The sequence below is a fragment of the Corynebacterium mustelae genome, from assembly GCF_001020985.1.
GTDB lineage: Bacteria > Actinomycetota > Actinomycetes > Mycobacteriales > Mycobacteriaceae > Corynebacterium > Corynebacterium mustelae.
In genome coordinates, this window is the sequence record NZ_CP011542.1 from 3,076,369 (window position 1) to 3,097,121 (window position 20,753).

Sequence of the window (20,753 nt, forward strand, 5' to 3'; positions counted from 1 at the left end):
ATCATCAAAGTAATCAAAACCAGTTAATAGCAAAATAACTACATTTAAATTAGCTAATTAGCTACATTTAACAATTGGTGACGGATCGTACACCGTGGTTGTAGTTTTTCGCGAAATCTCATTTCCACTTAGATCACGCACAATCCGAGTATCTGAGGTGGTGAATCCTGGGGCACCGCCAGACGGACTGCAATTAGGGCCTGGCACACTAACCGTATGCGGTTGGGTGGTTGCCCATCGACCACCGCTGATGGATTCCACCTGCACCGTCTTGACACCCATTAGTTTGACCGTAACATTGCCGCCACCAGCGGAGGTGACGATCCGCACTGGGTGCGGTGAAGTGTTTTTGAAGATCAGGTCGATTTGCCCTTCAAATACGGTCGCTTCCCGCCCCGCCGGATACCGGGAAATGTAATAGCTGTGCGGTGTGTGCGCCACATCCTCCATACCAGCGAAATAAGCGGCGTTATATAGGGTGGTTGCAAATTGAGAGATGCCACCACCAACTGCTTTATCCGCACGCCCGTTGAGAATGATCCCAGATTCAACGAAACCTTGGGCTGCACCACGCGGACCGGTAAAGCCGTTAAGACTAAAGGTGTCACCAGGTGCAACAATCGCGCCGTTAACCATTTGTGCCACCCTGGCGATGTTCACACCAGATGCTTCGGAGTAGCCGCCAGTGGTGAATTCGCCGACCACCTGGTCGAAGGTGGCAACTTCAGCCATTTCAGTGGTGAAGGTCGCAGGTTCATCGATGTAGATCGCTTCAAAGTCCCGAGGTTGATCCCCAATGATCCGGTCATTGATGTTTTCAAAGGTTTTCTCCCAATCAATACGCACGCCATCCACGTGGGGGGTTACCGTACGGGAGGAGCCGGAGAAGCTTATGTCTGCGTTTCGTTTGGGCCGCTCAGTTTCATGCAGTCTTTCTAGGAGGATATTGCGGGCGTTGTCGTGATTGACATCCACTCGAAACTCACCGTTTTCGGGGATGAAGGTCACCACCTCTCCCATCCGTGCGGTTGGGATTTCACCGGCGATATCGTTGCGTCCATGCAGAATCACGGGGCCAGCAACTGCTTGTTTGGCAGCCCCCTCAAGTATCGGTTTTACCTGCTTTTCCCCGTATTCTGGCGGAAATATTTCTGCATCAACCTTCGGCCCTTTGGGGTCTAACCATTCCTCGATAATGGCAGCCGATAGTTCAGCACGTTCTACTTTTTGTCCATTGGTAGGTTGCGGTTCCACAACGGGATTGCCGTCGATAAGCACAATGCCAGCATTTACTGGTTCGGGGTTGAGCTCAGGGGTTATTCGATCGAGCACTGCGTCTAGTTTTGCCTGGTCAACGTCTGTAGCGATGGGAACTTCTCTGTCGCGGAAGAAACTAGCCAGCCGGGTGAATGGGTTTAGTGGTTGCTCGCCGGAACTATCAAGAGCGGCTTCCCAGTTGATGCTTAAGCCCGCTTCTTCTGCCCCAAACGTGGCGGTGCGTTCGCCTGCGGTCAGGGTGACCTGCTTGGTTACGTCGTCGGCAAGCTCGGTCTGGAGTTTTTCTAACGCTGCGGTGCGTTCCAAACCGCCAATTTTCACCCCGCTGATGGTGCTGCCGCGAGGAATGCTGCCTTGGCTGAGAAAATAATCAATGCCGTATGCGCCACCACCGAGAACGAGGATTCCGAGCGCAAGCCCACCAAAAAACCGGGCGGTCTTGGTGCGCTTTGTTTGCGAAGTATCGAGCTGTTTCACTCTAACCAGAGTAGTAGAGCAACCCGTCTCCTTCTAACCGTTTAGCGTTGCAGTTGCGCAACACGATCCGCTTTTATTGCAACATCCTCGGCTTTTAACCGCCCTTCTGTGATATATCCCAAGGTCGTATCGATAGCTAAGCCAAGGTCATCCGTGGTTAACCACAATGCTTGATCGGCACCGGCGGCGATGGCCAAGGCCGCAGCTTCGTGCGCAGGAAGCGTATCGCTGATTGCTTTCATACCGGATAGATCATCGGTGAAAATCACACCATTAAACCACTGCCCACCCGGATAATCGCCGGTTCGTAGAAGCTCATAGGCATCGTGATTAAGGGAGGTGGGTGTGTCACCAAGCCCTGGCACAGTCATATGCCCCATCATCACGGCCGCCGTTGGCACTGCTGGTAACGCCCCGGCATATGGCACTAAGTCGAAGTTTTTTAATTCTTCCAATGGTGGTGTGGTTACAGTGTTGTGGTGAGAGTCACCGCTGGCACGGCCGTGTCCGGGGAAGTGTTTAAACACCGGGGTGATCCCACCCTCAACCATTCCTTCAGCGAATGCCACCGCGTAGCGGGATGCCTGCTGCGGTTCAGTGGAAAACGCCCGGTCGCCAACGACGTCAAGCCCTGCGGCATCAATGTCTAAAACTGGGGCAAAGTTGACGGTAATGCCATGGTTCGCCAGCGAGGTTGCCATATCGCGGGCAAGAGCGCGAACCTCTAATTCGGTTTTAGTTTCCGCCATCACACGTGGTGCTGGGAACGTTCCTAAGATTCCCGCGTGCCGCAACACCCGTCCTCCCTCAAAGTCGATGCTGACGGAAAAAGGTCGGCCGATCCGTTCTCGTAATGCGTGCAAGTCACGTCCGGGCTCGGTAAGTAACTTCGGGTCGGTATCGGATCCAATAAAAATACCGCCTGCCCCTAATTCCAATGCTCGCATGGCATCATCAAAGTCTCGTACCCCCACCATCATGAGCTGGGCAACGGCAGCGCGCAGCTTGGCGTCTTCAGGCGGTAACTCAGTGGTTGATGTCACTGGTTCTTCGCTTGTCGACGTCGCCTGGCTGCTAAGCACCATAGGTTCTGGTGCCGATCCTGGTGTGTCGGTGCAACCGCTAACCACTGACGCTAAACAGGTTAAAAAAATTATCGGCACATAACGGGTAGTGTGGGTGAGTCCTTTCACATGAGTCATAGCTTCCACCCTATGGCAATTTGATCGCGTGGCATTCACATCCGCGCCGATCCCTGCTATCTTTGCTGGTATGGCCTACGAATCCGATACGCTTAATCGCCGCACCCTGGGACCTGCTATTGCCAGCGGTGTTGTTGGTATCGCGTTAGGGGTGGTGGCAGTTGTAGGTGTGTCGGTTTTTAGTTCCGCCAATTCGCTGCCGGATTCTGAGGCAAAAGACGTCGAGGCTGCCGTACTGGGGGATCCGGAGTACGGTTCTAGAAACTAGTTAGCCATGGCGGTACATGTCATTGGCTGGTTGGTTTTGGCCTGCCTGAGTTTCGCCCAACCTTTTGTCAAAGTTTCGGCTGATACTAAACATGACCTGCTAGCCAATCCGAGCGGATTTTTAGCCCAGGCCACTCATGCGTGGACAGATGTGTTTACCTTCGGGCAGCTACAAAACCAAGCGTATGGCTACTTATTTCCCCATGGCACATTCTTTTGGGCCCTGCAATCTGTCCCCGACTGGATAACACAGCGGCTGTGGTGGTGGCTGGTTTTATCGGTGGGGTATTCCGGAATGGTGGCAGTACTACGTCGCTGCGGATTATCGGGGATTTCGATTCCGATGGCGGCTATCCTGTACTGCCTTTCGCCACGCGTGTTAACGACTTTAACTACAATTTCGTCCGAAACCTGGCCCATGATGGTTGCCCCTTGGGCACTATTGCCGCTTCTTGGTTCCCCGCTCAGTGGTCGGGCTGTGTGTAGGTCAGTAGTGGCGGTGGCCATGATGGGGGCTGTCAATGCCACCGCCACCATAGCTGCTTGTGTACCAGCGGGCGTGGCGTTGATATGGCAGGCTGCATTCTATGCCCAGCCTGCTTATCGACGCCGCCAGGTTGGCCTCGGTCTATGTTGGCTGTTGGGTTGCGGGTTGGTCAGTATGTGGTGGATCGTTCCACTCTTGGTATTGGGGGCATATGCCAGCCCGTTTACGGATTACATTGAAAACGCCACGGTTGTGACCAATTGGCTAAGTATCGCCGAGGTGTTACGGGGTACCACCAGTTGGTCACCATTTGTCGAAGCAGAACGCCAAGCCGGGCATCTTCTGGTCACCGATCCGTATATCGTCATCGGCACCGTGGTCATGGCGGGGATCGGGATATACGGACTCAGCCAAAGGTGTACCTACCGGGGCTTGTGGTGGGTATTGCTTGCCTTGGGCATTATCATCCTGTGCGGGTCGACGTATATCACCGGGTTTTTAGACTCATCTGGTGTTGCATTTCGTAATGTCCATAAATTCGACCTGTTGGTTCGACTGCCGCTTACGATAGGTATAGCTCAGGTGCTGAGCAGGTTGGCTCTGCCGAAGCCACGCGCGGTCGCGGCGGCACTTTTGATAGGTTTGGTCGCTGCTGCCGCAACAGCTCCAGCATGGTCGTTACGGTTGCTTCCGCTGGGGGCTTATGAAAAAGTGCCGGATTATTGGGCTGATGCAGCCGCGTATCTCAACACCCATGCCAAAGGCACTCGCACGTTGATCTTGCCTGCTAGTTCCTTTGCCCGACAAGACTGGGGGTGGACTCGAGATGAACCTGCCCAAGCACTTCTCACTGTCCCGTGGGCGGTGCGGGATGCGATTCCCTTGGTTAATCCCGAAACCATTCGGGGATTAGACGGCATGTCCATGTATCCCACCGAGGAGAACTTAACTAGGCATGGCATTGGAGCGGTAATTATTCGCCACGATCTGGCCCAAAAACACCGATTGTTTTCCGCCAAGCGGAATTTCCCAAATTCCACATCCAAGCAGTTTGGTCAGGTAGAAGTGGTCATTTTCAATGGTGAACACGACATGTACACCGTCGATAGTGGGGACATTCCGAGCGTGGCTGGTGGTGGGGAATCCCTAGCATTATTAGGCTCTGGTGCGTTTCGATTAGCCAGCGACAACGCCGACATTGTCACCGATTCGCCATTACTTTTGGCTAGAAACTTTGGCGGGCAGGAGGCGGTATCCGCCCCGCTGAGCTCGCGTGCGGAGAATACCGATGTATTTAATCGAGTAATTGATTACCCAAGCATTGGGCCACTAACGGCAGTAGTCGAGGAAGGCGGAACGGTAGCGGTTTCCTCCTCAGCCGCCGATCCGTCCAGTTTTACCGGCACAAACCCAGCGCGATCGCAGACAGCCGCTGTTGACGGAGACCTATCCACAGCTTGGTACCCACGACCAGGTATGCAAAAAGGCGAATGGATTGAATTGCGTGCCCGGAGCACAAAACCCGTCATTGAGGTGACATTAACTGCAACCAAGGCGGTGCGGATGGAAGTCACTGTCACCTCCGGAAATTCCCACAGCACGATGGTGCTAACCCCAGGCAAAACCACCCGAATTCCGGTACCGGGAGGCGCCACGGATGCAGTTCGGCTTACCCTCGGGGCTGCTGCTGTTCCGGTGGGGGTTGCCGAGATTTCGTTGACGGATGCCCCCATTACCCGCACCGTTACTGTGCCAGATACCTCACCTGATGCCCACAGTTTCGTATTTAGTAGGGTGTTTTCCAATACTCAGGTGCTTGAACGGGCGTTTACGCTTAACAGCCAACGGGACTTTAAGGTCAAGCTATCGGCGTGTAATCACAGCGTAACCATTGACGAGGATTCCTATCGGTGCGGCGACACGGTTACACTTTCCCCCGGAAAGCACAGCCTGAAAACCACCGCGCGGGTGGTGACATTGATTGATCCGAAGCGAAGTCTGGAAGGCGCGACACCGCAGTGGTTATCACAGCGGATGGTGCCTAAGGCAGATACCGAACGCATCTTAGTGACCAATCGGGCGTTTAATACCGGCCTGGTCGGCACTCTTGATGGCGTTATATTGGAGCCAACCATTATCAATGCTGGTATTCAAGCATTCATCGTTCCGGCCGGTGCCAGCGGCACGTTTGAATTGTCGTTCCCAGCTGATCGCACATTCCGGCTGGGGCTAGGTGTCGGTGCCGCAATCGCGTTCATTACGGTGATAGTGGCGATGGTGGTTGGGTGGCGTCGTAACGCAGATGTCGCACTAGCTGAAACTAATAAAGATGAAATCCCCGCAACCCTGGCAGTTATAACCGCCACCATTGTTGCGGTTGGTTGGCCTGCGCTCATTGCCATCCCGTTGGTGTGGGGGGTGCTGCGCTACACATTATTTAATCGGGGCCTACTTATCGCTGCCGCATTTGGCATGGCGGCCATGTGGCTTGGACGCGCCCCCTGGCCAAGCCCGCACTATGCAGGCGATGTGCTTTTGCTGGGACTCGCCTGCATAGTGGGTATCCTTGCCATGTGTGTCCCCATTAGTCGAGGCCGACAACCCTAATATCACCAGCTGCCTGCACAGACACCGCCACCGGTGACTCGTCGACCCACACCTCCAACACCCCAGCCACAGGTGCGGTGCGGATAATCAATTCAGTTCCAGGCGCGATGTTATGCTGCGCCAGATATCTGAGAAAATCTGGGTCACCATCATGGATTTGTTCCACCACCACAGGTTGTCCAGGCAACACCGTGCTGAGCGCTTGACGTGAGAGGGTTTCAATATTGCCTTGAGCATCCGGTATCGGATCACCGTGGGGATCTCTGGTGGGGTGCCCCAGCATTCGATCAATGCGATCTAAAAATGTGTCTGATACTGCGTGTTCCAGTCGGTCTGCTTCTTCGTGAACTTCATCCCAGGAATAACCCAACACCTGCACTAAGAACATCTCTACCAGTCGATGCCTACGCACCATTGCCAAGGCAACAGCCTTGCCTTTTTCTGTCAAAAGCACCCCAGCATATTTTTCGTGATGTACTAAGCCGCGAGCCACCAGCCGCTTAACCGCCTCGCTGGCGGTGGGGGTCTTTTGCCCCAGGGAAACAGCGATGGTTCCCAAGGCCGCTGGTTCGCCTGTTCGTTCTACTATGTCCCAAATGCATTTGAGGTAATCTTGGGTCTTTTCCGGAAATTCCATGACATGCACGTCCCCCATCCTATAAAACGACAAGCCACATAAAACACACCAGCCACAACTGCAATCGTTCCACCTGCAGAAAGGCTGAAATGCACTGCTATATAAAGCCCAATCAACCCAATCATTACCCCCGCAATCGCCGCCAGCAGAATCAGGCTACGCATCGTGCGCACAAACCCCATGACACCAGCGGCAGGTGCTACAAGCAAGGCGATAGATAAAATACTGCCTACGGCCGGAATTGCCACCACCATTGCGGCACACAGCAGGCCTAAAGTGGCTGCCTCCGCGAGTGTCGTCGACAAGCCAGCAACCCGAAACGCCACTGGGTCGAAATAATAAACAACGAGCTTACGGCCCCACACCACGATAACCACCACTGCTGCCAACAACACCACGACGGCGGCAATCACATCCGATTCCGATACCGCTAGAAGCGAACCGGTTAAGAACCCCTCCACTTTGACAGGAAGCGGCTGAAACCAGCGCAGCAGAAACACACCCAAGGCAAAGCCCAAGGTTAAAACGATCCCGGCGGCTGCCGTGGCGGAAATCCCCGGTAGCCCGCTCAAAAATCGCATCAGCCAAGCTAATGGGATACACAATAAACCAGCCCCGATAAACAACCAGGTACTAATATCACCACCTAACCACTGCCCCACCACGACGCCTAAAACCGCCCCGGGAAATGTGGCGTGGGATAGAGATTCGGCGAAAAACACTCGTCGACCCGCAATCGCCAAGGCTCCTACACCGCCCATCGCAGCACCAAGTACCACGATTTCTATGATCGGAAGCAATAAGATACCTAACACGCCCGCCTCCTGTAGAAAGAAACGGCAAACGCCGCCATAAAGACAACGATGAGCGACAAACTTACTGCGGCTTGCGGCGAAATCTGGCGACCAAGATCAACATTCATTGCAATCACTCCAATGATCGCAGCTATGATTCCAGAGCCAACCGCAATAACCACCATCTGCGAGGTGTTTGTTGCTAATAGCCGGGCTGCCGCGCCGGGGATAATGAGATATCCGATGACAAGCAAAACGCCTACCGCAGAGCTAGCTGCCACCACGACGGCCGCAATCGCAGCATTGAGCACCGCGTCAATTATTAGAACTTTTACCCGGAGCGACCGCGCGTAGCTGCGATCAAAGGCGCACAGGACTTGCTGCCGCCAGGTGAGGACCAACAACGTCAGCGCTATGACGCTGCACGCTACGGTTTGGTAGAGCCGGATCTCGGTGATGTCTAACAAACGCCCGAACATCAGCGCGTCTAGTTGACCTGAGTAATCCCCAATGGACAGTGACAATACGACACCAAGGCCGTAGAAGCTGGTTAGTACTACAGCGGTGCCCGCCTCGCTGGTGGCTTTCTTGGTCACGACCGTGAGTGTTGCTGCTGCGACCGCCGCTACCGCTGCGGCACCAGGCACAATGCCGTTGATACCGTAGATTGCTAGGCCCACCACCATGCCGGGGAAGATGGAGTGTACGAGTGCTTCAACGCTAAATTCCATGGCGCGTAGGTTTACTAGCACTCCGACGCTGCCGCCGACGATGCCTAGGATCATCAGCACAATGAGCGCTCGTTGCAGATAGGCAATGGTGAAAATATCGGTGAAGATTTCACTGCCCATAGTCTGCCAGCGCTTCCTTGGTGTCTAGCACTGTAATGGTCCCATCTGCCACAATCGCGCATCGTTGGCAGGTGTCATGTGCCAGGCTGTAGTCGTGGGTTGCGATTATCAGCGAAGTTCCGCCTGCGATGAGGTTTCGGATGGTTAGCACCAGTTCAGTGCGACTTTGAGGGTCGAGACCGTTGAAGGGTTCATCAAGTAAAAGGACGTGTGGTTTTGTCACCAATGCGCGCGCTATCAAGATGCGTTGCCGTTGGCCGCCGGATAGGTCACCGAATCGAGTGTGTTGGATTTCTCGCAATCCTACTGCGTCGATGGCTGCAGTCACCGGTTCCTTGGGTATTCGACGCCACCAGGGGGTATTGGGGTAGAGGCCCATTTCCACGACGCCACGGGCGGTGGCGGGAAAACTGGGGTCAATGTCTTGGTGTTGTGGTACGTATCCCACGGTTCCGGTGATAGTTAGCTGCCCGCGTACTTCAGACAGCCCGGTTATGCCTTTAAGCAGGGTGGATTTTCCGGAGCCATTGGCGCCGATCAGAGCGAGCGCTTCACTAGGGTGTAGGTCGAAGGTGACATCGCGGATGATCGGTGGGCCGCCGTAGCCGACGGCTATGTTGTGTGCTGCGATTACTGGTTGAGCCATGGGATACCTGCAAGGTTATTTCAGTGAAGTGGGCAATTCGGCCGGTTTACCGCCCCACGCTTCAACCAAGGTTGTCACATTGTGAACAATTGAGCCAATGTAGGTTTCGCCGGGGCTTCCAGCAGGGCCGAGTGAGTCACCGTAAAGCGCGTCCGCGTCGGTGATTGCGGTAACCCCTGCGGCACGAGCGATAGCGGAAATGGATTTATCATTATTGGAGTTTTCGGCGAATAGCACCGTGGCACCAGATTTCTTTACTTCGTCGGCCGCTGCTTGGATGTGCTCGGCGGTGGCATCTTGCTGGTGGTTGAAGTCGCTAAGTGCTGCACCAATAAAAGTGATGTCGTAGGCGGCTGCGAGGTAGCCGAACGCATCGTGGGAGGTAAACAGGGTTCGCTTTTCGACGGGAACCGTATCCAGGCTTTTCTTCGCCCAGGCATCAAGGTCGGCTAGTTTTTGGGTGTAGGCGTCAACCGCTTTGGTGAAAGTGTCAGCTTTGTCTGGCGCTGCTTTGGCTAGGGCGTGGCCGATATTTTTCACCTGGATGGCAGCCAGTGGTGGTGCAGTCCAGACGTGTGGATCGTGGCTAAATTCTGCTTCCTCGCCTTCTTCAACAAAGGGCCAGGGTCGCACGTCGATGGCTTCAGTTCCCTTGTCGATGGTAAAGGCATCGCCCGGAATTTCACCGACGCCAGAAGTCACGGATACTTCTCCGTCGAAGCCAGAGGTAGTTACTGCGGAATCGAGGAAGTGCTCTAAATCGACACCGTTGATGAACAGAATGTCGGCCGCCCCGAGTGCTTTCATTTGTTGCGGAGTCATTTCATGTTCGTGGGCTGAGGCATTGGGGGCTAGCAGGCAGGTGAGGTCCATTTCTACCGCACCGTCACCGATGGTGTTGTGTTTTCCTTGGGCATCGGTTTTGTCCACCGTGATACCGGCCTGGGCGATTTGGGTGAGGTAGTCGCAGATTTGGGTGGTGGAAGCCACCACTTTCAGGGTGTCGGAGGTGGTTTCGGTTGTTGGGGTGGTGGCACAACCGACCAATGCAAATGGAAGAGCGGCAGCACATACAGCTGCGAGTTTTTGGGTATAACGCATGTGAGGCAACCTATTTTCTTATTGGCGACATTTCCCCTTTATCTAAACACCCAGAAGTAAAAAGTTCAATTAGATGAACTCTTTAACGTCTGAAGGAGCGCCATCGGTTTACGCAACGGCGCCTCAACAAAGACATAGGAACAAAAGCCAACCACAATCGACACCACCACGGTCAAGCCACACACCAGAACAAAATTTCCCGTAAACGGGCGAACCCCTGCCAGCGGCAACACCACCGTTAAGACCGGCACATGCCACAAAAACACCGAATAACTAATCTTGCCCAAAAACTGCATCGGTGAAGATTCCAACACAAACGAAGCTGGGCCAAACACATACGGCGCAACTATGCACCACGCACACACCCCACCAGCTATAACCCGCAACATAAATTCCACCGCAGACGGGTGTACCAACCCCACCGGACCAAACGACTGCTGCCCAGCCAGCCACATCGCCGCCAACGCAAGCGACCACCACATAAAACGCCACCGGCACACAAGGCGCAAAATTCGCAGCCGCGTGGGGTCGTCGAAAAGCATGCCCTCTAATTCCGCGATCACAAGCCCCACCGCAAACCACAAGAAAAACCCCGGCAAAAATATCTGCATATTCGCGCGGGTATCGCTCGGAGAATCCTGCACCACCGGCAGATATGCCCAGCCCAAACTCACCAATGCCACACCAAATATCACCATAAGGCGCACCCGGCGCGAAGCCTTCAGCAATACCAACCCCACTACTGGAAGCACCACATAAAACGCCACTTCCACACACAGTGACCACAAGTGCGTCAACCCACCAAGAAAACTATGCGGAAAATACAATTGGGTAAAAGTGAAAGTCTGGATAACGGTAGCCGCACTTGCCCCAAAGGTTTCCGGCACAAACGCCACACACACAGCAACGCACACAAAGTACGCCGGGTAAATCCGCCAAAACCGACGCCAGTAATACATCCGCACCATATCGGTTCTAAAATCCATACCGCGCCACAACAGAAACGCTGACAGACTAAAAAACACCGCCACAAAAAAATCAAACCGTGACACTATCGCACCGATATGCGTTTTCGGATCCATTCCGGTCTGAAACCATACATGGGTCAGCAATACCCCCAACGCGGCTACGCCCCGCAACCCCTCCAGGCTTCGGTTAAATCGGCGTCGATTCGCTTTAACCGGCTGATCTAGATGGGCTACTGCTTCAGGTTTGGGTTTTGATGGGTACGATAGAGACACTATTTGCCTTAAGTTTTTTGACCTCGACCCTCAGACGCCACTGTGGCAGAATCTGAACGGCCAATCGATTTGGGGCACTCCCCCATGCTTACAAACATCACAACAGAAAGGCAATACAGTGCGCGCAGTGACCGCTATGCCCAAAGCATCCACCATCTGCATCATTGCCGCAATATTGCTGTTTATCGTTGCTGAAAACGTGCCGAAACTGATCATCACCAATCTCAAACCACTCCCCGTCAACACCAGCCGAACCATCCACACCACCCCAGCACCAGCCGTCTTCTACGACCCCACCATCACCTGCCCCCCATCCGCCAGCAACGACTGCCATTCCGCCAAAACCACCGTCCAATGGCGCACTACACTGCACACCACGAAAGCTGACCTTACGGACGACAAAGGCAAAAAAATGAAAGACGTCGCTGAATTATCCGTCACGGAGGATCTGGTTCGCACCGATTCCAATTACCGACTGGTCAGCATCAAGGACCTGCTACACCTGCAGCGCGGCTCTGCCCACCCCATCTTGGACGACACCTCCCATATGACGGTAACCGCCAACGGCTTCGGGCTTGATTTCAAAACTGGGTCCTTCGCCCGGGACGGGTTGCAATACTTCTTGCCTTTTAATACCGAGCGCCGATCCTATTCCTATTTCGATGTGTTCGCCCAAGCCGCCTATCCGTTGGATTACGTTCGCACTGAAGCTAAAGGGGAAAACCCCTACATCACTTCCAGCGACGTTTACGTGTTCCACCAAGAAATCCCCGTAATCAACCTTGCCCGCTCTGCTACCAGGTCTTTTACCCATTCCGACGAAATCACAGATGAGCCAGTCACCCCCACCAACGAATCAGATTTACCTGCCGCACAACAAGACCAGATCGCCAAAATGCGACTCGAAGGCCCCCGGTCGCGGTTCTACCCTGACACCACCGCCGAAGATGACCCCACCATCGAACTCACCCCCTACTACACCGCCACCCGCACCCTGTGGGTAGAGCCAACCAGTGGCGTCATACTCAACCAGGAAGAAGAAATCCACCTATTCTTCGCCACCGATGCCACCGACGCACGAACCACCGCCCAATCCGGGGTAAATAAATACCGAACACTCCTGCATACTTCATCCTCATGGAATGAAGCCACCATCACCGCAGCCAAAGAAACCGCCACCCCCACAGTACGAGCCATGTACTTCCTCCGACTCGGAGCATTCCTATGCAAATACCTCGCAGGGGCACTACTGATCTATGGAATTTGGCGTTTTAGCCGCCGCAACCGGACCCAACCAACCCCAACCACCACATAACCACCATGACCACGACCCACAGCAGGCACCACTGGTATCTGTGCGGCTACACCTGCTTCCTCATCGTGGTCCTACTCGGTAATCTGCTGCAACCTGGAGTACTGCTTACCCGCGACATGGTGGTGCTCGACCACCCGACGCTTAACCTATCCGCACTCGGTTTTGGTGACTTGCCTGCCCGAAACGCTCCCCAAGACGGATTTCTCGCGCTCGCAGGCCTGGTTCTACCCGCCTCATGGTTAGTACGAGGGCTCCTTTTTGCCACCGCAAGTATCGGAGCGTGGGCAGCCTACCAACTTGCTCAGCAACGTGGCCCAAGCAAAATTACCGCGACCGCGGCGATCACCATCACCCTATGGAACCCGTTTATCATTGAACGTCTGCTCCAAGGCCACTGGTCAGTAGCACTAGCTGCCTGGCTCATCCCCGCACTCCTATATTTCTGCGACCGGCCTAGATCCCAAACATTGGTGCTTTGGATCATAAGCCTCACCCCCACCGGCACTGTTCTAGGCACCATCATCGCTGTTATTTCCAACCGACAACATCGACTACGCATGGCACTAACCGGAGCATTGTTGTCACTACCGTGGCTTATCCCCAGCCTCATCAGTCCCCCGACAGCCAGCGCCCACAAGCTCTTCATAGGCCGCAGCGAAGCATTCCTCGATCCACTCACCACCTTTATCACCCTCGGCGGAATCTGGAATAACAATGCCGTCCCCGACTCCCGACACCACGGATGGGTACTCGCCGGACTTGCACTATTTGCCATCCTGATATGGCATATGCCCCGCAGGTGGGCGATCACCGGCGGGGTAGCCATCGCCCTGTATTGCGCACTGTGGCTCGGCCCCGCAGAATGGGTTTTCGCCCACCTACCCGGCGCGGCTTTATTTCGCGACTCCCACAAACTCGCCTTCCTATTAATTCCCGGCTACATCACCGCCGCCACCCGGATAAGCAACCAGTGGTTAGCAGGACTAGCCACCGGATTAGCCCTACTACAAATCCCTGACGCCCCCATCGCCCTTAACACTCTTAGTCCCCTACCCGCTCAACACCAATGGCACACCCCAGACCGCACCCCAGGTGACCTCCTTAACCTCGATTCCCACGGACTGATTACCTACCACGGTCGCGTACTGGTAGACCCGCTCAATAAAGCCGAATCCGTGGTGGAATCGGGACAATTGATCGTCGATACGCACATAGCCGACCCCGCATCCGCCCGGTACCAACTCGCCGTTGCCGCATGGCATAACCGTGACACCACTACACTAGCCCACCTGGGCATTTCCCAAGTGCTTGTCGACGGCTCCCGCATCACCATCCCACACGCTGCATCGTCGCGCCAGGGATTTTACTTCTTAGGGTTATTCTTCTTATCTTTGTGGTGTGCGGTTCCCATTGCCACAGTATGGTTGAGCTTTTCTAAAAACCGCCGACCAGTTTCATCCCAGGAGTAGCCCTGCGCCTTCATTGCCGCTGCTGCCCCCAACCGACGCCGCAGTTCGGCGTCGTCAAGCAAAAGCCGCAACTGACGCCGCAACTCGGCAGAATGTGACACCAACACCCCTGTGACACCATCCTCGATAGAATCCTGCAACCCGCCTGAACTGTGATATCCGATCGTCGGAACCTCATGTTGCGCAGCTTCCAAAACCGCAAGACCCCATCCTTCTTTACGCGAGGGCATCACATGAACCGCCGCACGCGAAAGTAGCGCGTGTTTATAATCCTCCGTCACCTGCCCGTGAAACACCACCTGGCGCGCCCCTTTTGCTTGCGCGTATTCTCGTAGCCGATCACCCCACCAGCCAGAACCGATCACGTCTAACACCACATCTTCTAAGTCAGTCACCGCATCTATCGCATGTTCAATCTGCTTGTGCGGCACCAACCGTGACAGCGTAACCACATGTATTTTCCCATCAGCACCCAACTGCGGAATCACATCGGGAACCGGGTCTACCCCATTACGGATAATCTCAATGCCGCTCGCCGGAAACCCCAACCCCACCAGTTCCTGCGCACTCGGTGCCGAAACAGTCACCACCGGTGTGTTCTGATGTACAAGCGGCGAAATCTTTGACTCGATAAACCACCCGACCCGCGCCAACACCTTGCCCGCGACTGGCCACTGCTCCCGGTGGCAATGATGGGTTAATAGCACCGTTGGACGTCCCGAAAACAGTCGTGCAAAAAATGGGATTCCATTCTGGGTATCCACCACCACATCAATCCCCCGCAGTGGCCCAAGCCCCATTCGACCGAGCATCATCAATATCGCTGCCTGCGGATACACCCCCAGTTTTCCGCCGCCTCGGGAAAACTTCACCCCATCACGGATAGTCCACCGCGGGCTATCGGTCGGCTTCGACGTGCGAAACACCACCTCATGGCCTTGCTCAACCAGATACCTGGCTACGTGCTCTAAGTAGCGTTCACTCCCGCCCCCCTGCGGATGATCGGTGTCTCGCCAGCACAGTAATAAAACTTTCATAACAGCTATCTACCCTAGCCCATGCCCAACCTCAGCCGAATTACTAGAATATAAACCCTCATGTCTATCTCACATCTGCCGCGCACCGCCCGCCGCGCGACTCTTCGCCGCTCTTTCGGCTTGCTCAACCAATTCCGTTTCGAGCAAACCCAACCCGACCTGTTTTATTCCCACCTCGCCCGCGACACCCGAGAACTCATTGAAGCTCTCCACAAGGACATTAACCACGCCCCACTTCATGGACTACGCATACTCGACGTCGGCGGTGGGCCCGGCTACAGCGCCACAGAATTCGAAAACGCAGGCGCAACATACATCAGCCTCGAACCCGACGTTGGGGAAATGGCTGCCGCTGGCATAACCATCGCCAACGCGGTGCGCGGCGACGGCATGGACCTGCCGTTTCGCACTGATAGTTTCAACGTGGTTTACTCCTCTAACGTGGCCGAACACGTACCCCACCCCTGGGACATGGGGGATGAAATGTTGCGGGTATGTGCCCCCGGTGGGCTCGTGATCCTCAGCTACACTATTTGGCTCGGCCCGTTCGGCGGGCACGAAACCGGGCTATGGTCTCACTATGTTGGCGGCAATTACGCCCGCGACCGTTACACCCGTATCCACGGCCACCCGCCCAAAAACAGCTTCGGCACTTCGCTTTTCAGTCTCTCCTGTCGCGCGGGGCTCAACTGGGCCAACACACGTGACGCCGAAGTTAAAGCGCTCATCCCTAGGTATCATCCGCGCTGGGCTTGGTGGTTGGTACGCATCCCACTGGTGCGCGAATTTCTGGTGAGCAACCTCATCATCGTCCTACGTAAACCCACTTAGCCCCCAACTAGCACTGATGCAGCAGGTGCATGTCTTGACTGCTGTGTCATGTTGAAGTCGGGGATTGCATAACCACCACTTGAAAACCGCAGTAAACCTAGCCGCTTCCTACCCGTGCAATCACAATCCCCGACCTTCAACACACCACGCCAACCCCGCACACCTCGGCCGTCGCAAAGTCGGGGATTTTCGTCTCTCACCGCGCCCAAGCCCGTATTTCCCCACGAAAAACGTCGCACCGATTGGCAATCTCCGACTTCGTACCAGCCTGTGCCCGCCCCGCACGCAACCCAACGGACACAATGTTGAAGTCGGGGATTTCGTCTCTCACCAGGCAAACCCCAAAAAATCACATCCCCGCAACCACAATCCCCGACTTCATCAGCTTATCGCACCCCTTTTTTTGACCCCAGAACGAAACCCCGCGCTTCGATCCTTAGTGGAGCGTGCACAGGGCTTAGCTTTCGTCTGGTTACCGCCGGTTTGGCGGTAGGTGGGAACCTACCACACTAGAACAGCAGTGGTGCCGGGTAGTGGGCAAGTTGGATTAAGGTTTTTTGCCCATTGCGTCCCACCCACTGAGCGCGGCCTGGCGGCAGGTTCTGAAGGTAGACGTTAGGCCAGATTTGTCCTTCATTATGGTCGCCGGAAAGCAGGATCCCGGTTGCGCCAGCATCTTTAAGCCCTTGGATGACGGCTTCATAATTAGCGCGTCCCATTCCAGAGGAGTTACGGGCAATAATGACGTGTAGTCCAATCCGATTAGCGTGGGCAAAATACGGGATGAGTGGCCGCAGCGGGTTGTCGGAGCCTTCGATGAGTTCGTAGTCATCCACCACGATGTAGATGTCTGCACCTTCCCAATTCTCACCGGTTGATGCCACCCGCAGTCGGTGATCCAGTTCTTTTTGCAAGAATTCCACCGCGATGTTGGCGGTCTTGATAGTGCCAACGTATTTGGAAATGTAATCCTTTGGTACAAAGCCAAGGAGGGTGCGGCGGATATCGAAGATAGCGAAAGTTGCTTGCTCCGGGAAGTGTTGGGCGAGCAGTTCACTGATGATAGTGCGCAGGGTGGAGGTGCGACCAGTTTTGGTATCCCCAATGATCATCAATAGCTGTTGCTCACCGTCGAGATCCAAAACCGCCGGGCTGAGGTTGTTCTCGGTTACGCCGACCAGCGCTTCGGGCGCGCCTGGGTGTTCGGCGCGTAACTCCTCGTAAAGGATGTTAGTTGGAAGCATTTTGCCCACCGGGGCGGTCTCGGTGGTGGTACCGTTCCACCCGCCCGCAATCGCTGCGACGAGCTCCGCTGCGGTTTGGGCGTGAACGACTCCTGGCTGGTTGAAGGTTGGCAGCGCGATCTGGCAGTAGTTCTTATCCATGCTGATTGCGCGGCCAAGTGGCGCATTTTCCATTTCCATCATGAGTCCACGCCCGTTAACAGAGGCAAGTGGGTTATCCATGCGCAATTCGATGCGGGAGCCGATGGCCTCCTGTACGTCCCTGCGGAAGTCGGACCATTGTCTGGTAGTGAAAATCACGTGAATGCCGTATTGCAGTCCGCGTTGTGCGAGGTTCTGCACGATTTCTGCCAGTACGTCGAAGCGTTGTTTGAATTCTTCCCAGCCGTCGATGACGAGGAAAAGATCTGAGGCGGCTATTTCCGGTAGCGCGCCACGTAATTGCATGTTTCGCATGTCGGTGGCATCGGTAAGGCCATGTTTGGTGAAGAGTTTTTCTCGCCGCGACATCGCGATTTGCAGTTGCGCAATCATCCGATTGAGGCGTTCTTCGTCGCTGCCGGTGGCCACTGCTGTGACATGCGGCAAATCGGCAAGGTGGCCGAGTAAACCGTCGGACATGTCGACGATCGTGAAGTTCACCTCGGTCGGGGTGTGAGACAAAGCAGCAGATAGCACGAGAGTGCTGATGGCGGTAGTTTTGCCGGAGTGTTCGCTGCCAATGATGGCCAGGTTGCCGTGTTCGCCAGTGAGGTTGACCGTAAGCGGGCCGCGCCATTGTTCCCTGGGGTTATCTTTGACGCCAAGGGTGAAGTCAAGATATTTTTCCTGCGGCACGGCAAGCCCCCGGTTGGAGGTGAGTTGCGCTTCATCGAGCACCTCTTCAAGTCCAATTTCTTCAGCAAGCGGTGGCAACCAAATTTGGTTGGTACGCAGTTCCGATGGCCTAAGCCGGTCGAGCACAACCTGGATGGTAGAACGATCGTCGGTGCCGGGGGTGGTTGCGGCAGCATCGGTTGCTTTTCGACGCTCCAACCACGCACTTGTCGTGTTCCGCAGTTCCAACGGCATGCCAATGGCAGGCATGCTACCTGGGTGGTGCTTCTCACTTGGCAGATATGGATCGGAAACTATCGCTGCCCGGAACCTGCTGTAAGTACCGCTGTCGGTCTTAAGATAACCGAAGCCTGGGTGCTCTGGTAGCTCCAACGCATCGGTGGTTCCCAATGTGAAACCAGAATCGCTAGCCGAGTCGGTGCGTAGCGTCAAGTGGTAATTCAGATATGGCGCTAACCCATTGATGGTTTCATCTTCTAGGTGTTCGGTTGCCAAAATCAGGTGTAATCCAACTTTATGGCCGATCCGGCCGATCTGAACAAGCAGATCGATAAAGTCTGGCTTAGCCGCGAGCAGCTCCTGGTATTCGTCGATGACGATAAACAGGTGCGGCATGGGTTCTTGGATTTGGCCTCGCTCACGCAGCCGGTTGTAGTCATGGATGGTGGCAACGTTTCCAGCGCTTTGCATCATCCGCTGCCGCCGCTGGATTTCACCAAGAATTGCGTCGTGCAGTCGGGTGATGAGGCCAGCGGAATCTTTCAAGTTCTGCACGATTGCGGCAGTGTGCGGCAAACCACAGAAGCCGGTGAAGGTACCGCCCGCTTTAGCGTCGACAAGCACGATGGCAAAGTTCTCGGGCGAATGGCGCACCACATTGCCTAAGACGATGGTCTGCAGAAGTTCCGATTTTCCGGAACCAGGGCCGCCAACGCAGATGCCGTGTGGCCCCATGCCTTCAAAGTCAGATTCTTTAATATCAAGACCCACTGGCTCGCCGTGAGTGTCGATACCAAATGGGGCGGTGAGGAAATCGTCCAGGTGACGTGGGGCCCAGAGCTCTTCAATGTTGTAATCGTTGAAATTCCCAACCCCCAGCAAAGTATCCAAGGTGATTGGGTGTTGTAGTGGATCGTCGTCTTCTGGCGCGTCGTCAGCTCGCAGAGGCGCTAGTTCACGCGCTATAGCATCTGCCAACTGCGGCGACAGGCTGTCAAGGGTGCCTGCGGTACCACCGTATAACAACCGCGCATCATATCCTGCTGCACCGGCTTGTGGCGAAAACCGACCAAGGTCGACCGTAAAATGCGGAGTGGGTGAACCGAAAAGGGAAATTCGAATATCTGCCGCAACGGAAGCATTGTTGCGGGATGTCACGATCACGCTTATACCGGCGACGGAGACATCTGGGATCGTTGCAATATGGGAAAGCACGGACATTCCATGCTCCGAATCCGCATCGACAACGATGAGCAGGTGTGGGGTATGTGACCCAGGTTCGTCTCGACGCCGTTCAATCTCTGCGATGAGGTTAGCTGCGGACTCTGCATCATCGCTGACATTTCGGGTACCCACCGGACCGTCCAGGGTGTGATCGTCGCTAAGATGCGGCAGCCAGAGCGCCCACGAACCGGTATCAGCAGCCCCCGATAACGGCAAAGCAAAATGAATTTTTAGATCAGTTGGGGAATGCATGACAGCGGCTTGCAACACAAGCGCACGAACTGCGTTTGCGGTGGCGTTCGGCGCGCCGGTAATCATCACCACGCCGCGCAGCGGAACAGCGATGGGCAAATCATTAATCCGCTCAACCCGGCGTAACATGCGTGCAACATGGGCGTAAGCGGTACGATCAGGTGCCACATCAATGGCGGGGACTTCGATTCCGCAAGCCAGATCGCCAGGGCCTTGCCCGAGCCGAACCACAAGGAAATCTGAGTCATCAGGCCGACGCTCCCACAGCCGTTCCGGCTGGCGAATTACGTTACGCAGCGCACTTGGGGCTGGGTTATGCCGTAGCGAGTAGTCGCGTTGGGTTTCGGCTTGATTCCGAAGTGCAGCTTCACAGTTTTCCAATTCTGCAATGTATAAGGCCCGTTGCGTCTTCGCTTTTCGACGCGCACCAGTGTTGCCGACCACCCACATCAATGCCCCCAGCACGATGGCCACCAGGAGCATTCCGCCACCAACGGCCAACCATACGGGGTCTTGTAAGAACCAGATGACCAGTCCCATACCAACAGCACCGATCAACAGCAACAACACCTTAAGCAGGCCTGAAGCCTTGCTTAAGACACCTGCGGTGGGCGGCAAGGCACCGAGCCGCACTGGACTCTCAGGCTTAATATCGTGCTGCACACGGTCAGGACGATGAACTAAACGAGTACTCATGAATTCCCTTCGGAAAACGATTATCCGACGCGTTTAATTAT

15 protein-coding genes are annotated in these 20,753 nt (G+C 55.0%); 5 read left to right on the top strand and 10 right to left on the bottom strand.

What is annotated here, in order from left to right; genetic code table 11:
- Positions 1–57: 57 nt before the first annotated feature.
- Entirely contained in the window at positions 58–1,755 is a 1,698-nt protein-coding gene (locus tag CMUST_RS13730) for a VanW family protein (RefSeq protein ID WP_047262984.1), read from the bottom strand.
- A 41-nt stretch (positions 1,756–1,796) separates the two neighbouring features.
- Complete coding sequence (locus tag CMUST_RS13735; RefSeq protein WP_047262985.1) at positions 1,797–2,957, bottom strand: glycoside hydrolase family 3 N-terminal domain-containing protein; 1,161 nt, start codon at positions 2,955–2,957, stop codon at positions 1,797–1,799.
- A gap of 70 nt (positions 2,958–3,027) precedes the next feature.
- On the opposite strand from CMUST_RS13735, the gene CMUST_RS13740 reads away from it, so the two are divergent.
- Together CMUST_RS13740 and CMUST_RS13745 are read left to right on the top strand one after the other, a co-directional pair.
- Entirely contained in the window at positions 3,028–3,225 is a 198-nt protein-coding gene (locus CMUST_RS13740; protein WP_047263679.1) for a DUF2613 domain-containing protein, read from the top strand.
- A gap of 6 nt (positions 3,226–3,231) precedes the next feature.
- Positions 3,232–6,318, top strand: a complete 3,087-nt coding sequence (locus CMUST_RS13745; protein WP_047262986.1) for an alpha-(1->3)-arabinofuranosyltransferase domain-containing protein — start codon at positions 3,232–3,234, stop codon at positions 6,316–6,318.
- Here CMUST_RS13745 and CMUST_RS13750 read toward each other — a convergent pair.
- The 6 genes from CMUST_RS13750 to CMUST_RS13775 form a co-directional block, all read right to left on the bottom strand.
- On the bottom strand, positions 6,296–6,973 hold the full coding sequence (locus CMUST_RS13750; protein WP_083987598.1) for a metal-dependent transcriptional regulator: 678 nt from the start codon (positions 6,971–6,973) through the stop codon (positions 6,296–6,298). The genes CMUST_RS13745 and CMUST_RS13750 overlap by 23 nt on opposite strands.
- Entirely contained in the window at positions 6,904–7,770 is an 867-nt protein-coding gene (locus CMUST_RS13755; RefSeq protein ID WP_047262988.1) for a metal ABC transporter permease, read from the bottom strand. The genes CMUST_RS13750 and CMUST_RS13755 overlap by 70 nt, the downstream gene beginning before the upstream one ends.
- A complete protein-coding gene (locus CMUST_RS13760) occupies positions 7,764–8,600 on the bottom strand; it encodes a metal ABC transporter permease (RefSeq protein WP_047262989.1) in 837 nt (278 codons plus the stop codon). Before CMUST_RS13760 ends, CMUST_RS13755 begins: the two co-directional genes overlap by 7 nt.
- Entirely contained in the window at positions 8,590–9,246 is a 657-nt protein-coding gene (locus CMUST_RS13765) for a metal ABC transporter ATP-binding protein (RefSeq protein ID WP_047262990.1), read from the bottom strand. Before CMUST_RS13765 ends, CMUST_RS13760 begins: the two co-directional genes overlap by 11 nt.
- Before the next feature lie 15 nt (positions 9,247–9,261).
- Positions 9,262–10,347 carry a metal ABC transporter substrate-binding protein gene (locus tag CMUST_RS13770; protein ID WP_047262991.1) on the bottom strand — a complete coding sequence of 362 codons (1,086 nt, stop codon included), beginning with the start codon at positions 10,345–10,347 and terminating at the stop codon, positions 9,262–9,264.
- A gap of 65 nt (positions 10,348–10,412) precedes the next feature.
- A complete protein-coding gene (locus CMUST_RS13775; RefSeq protein ID WP_083987600.1) occupies positions 10,413–11,588 on the bottom strand; it encodes an acyltransferase family protein in 1,176 nt (391 codons plus the stop codon).
- Positions 11,589–11,724: 136 nt separating this feature from the next.
- Here CMUST_RS13775 and CMUST_RS13780 point away from each other — a divergent pair, with 136 nt between their 5' ends.
- Together CMUST_RS13780 and CMUST_RS13785 are read left to right on the top strand one after the other, a co-directional pair.
- Positions 11,725–12,903, top strand: coding sequence for a DUF3068 domain-containing protein (locus tag CMUST_RS13780; protein WP_144414283.1), 1,179 nt, complete (start codon positions 11,725–11,727; stop codon positions 12,901–12,903).
- A gap of 5 nt (positions 12,904–12,908) precedes the next feature.
- Positions 12,909–14,372: a hypothetical protein gene (locus tag CMUST_RS13785; RefSeq protein WP_083987602.1), complete on the top strand. Its 1,464-nt coding sequence runs from the start codon at positions 12,909–12,911 to the stop codon at positions 14,370–14,372.
- On the opposite strand, the gene CMUST_RS13790 is transcribed toward CMUST_RS13785, so the two are convergent.
- Positions 14,267–15,409, bottom strand: a complete 1,143-nt coding sequence (locus CMUST_RS13790) for a glycosyltransferase family 4 protein (protein ID WP_047262993.1) — start codon at positions 15,407–15,409, stop codon at positions 14,267–14,269. The genes CMUST_RS13785 and CMUST_RS13790 overlap by 106 nt on opposite strands.
- Before the next feature lie 60 nt (positions 15,410–15,469).
- Here CMUST_RS13790 and CMUST_RS13795 point away from each other — a divergent pair, with 60 nt between their 5' ends.
- Positions 15,470–16,240: a class I SAM-dependent methyltransferase gene (locus tag CMUST_RS13795; protein WP_047262994.1), complete on the top strand. Its 771-nt coding sequence runs from the start codon at positions 15,470–15,472 to the stop codon at positions 16,238–16,240.
- A 509-nt stretch (positions 16,241–16,749) separates the two neighbouring features.
- Here CMUST_RS13795 and eccCa read toward each other — a convergent pair.
- Positions 16,750–20,712, bottom strand: coding sequence for a type VII secretion protein EccCa (eccCa, locus tag CMUST_RS13800; RefSeq protein ID WP_047262995.1), 3,963 nt, complete (start codon positions 20,710–20,712; stop codon positions 16,750–16,752).
- Between the last annotated feature and the right edge of the window lie 41 nt (positions 20,713–20,753).

Excerpts from the sequence above, each read along its gene's own strand:
- CMUST_RS13740 (WP_047263679.1), top strand. The coding sequence starts at position 3,028 with ATGGCCTACGAATCCGATACGCTTAATCGCCGCACCCTGGGACCTGCT.
- CMUST_RS13765 (WP_047262990.1), bottom strand. The coding sequence starts at position 9,246 with ATGGCTCAACCAGTAATCGCAGCACACAACATAGCCGTCGGCTACGGC.
- CMUST_RS13760 (WP_047262989.1), bottom strand. The coding sequence starts at position 8,600 with ATGGGCAGTGAAATCTTCACCGATATTTTCACCATTGCCTATCTGCAA.
- CMUST_RS13795 (WP_047262994.1), top strand. The coding sequence starts at position 15,470 with ATGTCTATCTCACATCTGCCGCGCACCGCCCGCCGCGCGACTCTTCGC.
- CMUST_RS13785 (WP_083987602.1), top strand. The coding sequence starts at position 12,909 with ATGACCACGACCCACAGCAGGCACCACTGGTATCTGTGCGGCTACACC.
- eccCa (WP_047262995.1), bottom strand. The coding sequence starts at position 20,712 with ATGAGTACTCGTTTAGTTCATCGTCCTGACCGTGTGCAGCACGATATT.
- CMUST_RS13780 (WP_144414283.1), top strand. The coding sequence starts at position 11,725 with ATGCCCAAAGCATCCACCATCTGCATCATTGCCGCAATATTGCTGTTT.
- CMUST_RS13770 (WP_047262991.1), bottom strand. The coding sequence starts at position 10,347 with ATGCGTTATACCCAAAAACTCGCAGCTGTATGTGCTGCCGCTCTTCCA.
- CMUST_RS13750 (WP_083987598.1), bottom strand. The coding sequence starts at position 6,973 with ATGGGGGACGTGCATGTCATGGAATTTCCGGAAAAGACCCAAGATTAC.
- CMUST_RS13790 (WP_047262993.1), bottom strand. The coding sequence starts at position 15,409 with ATGAAAGTTTTATTACTGTGCTGGCGAGACACCGATCATCCGCAGGGG.
- CMUST_RS13745 (WP_047262986.1), top strand. The coding sequence starts at position 3,232 with ATGGCGGTACATGTCATTGGCTGGTTGGTTTTGGCCTGCCTGAGTTTC.
- CMUST_RS13735 (WP_047262985.1), bottom strand. The coding sequence starts at position 2,957 with ATGACTCATGTGAAAGGACTCACCCACACTACCCGTTATGTGCCGATA.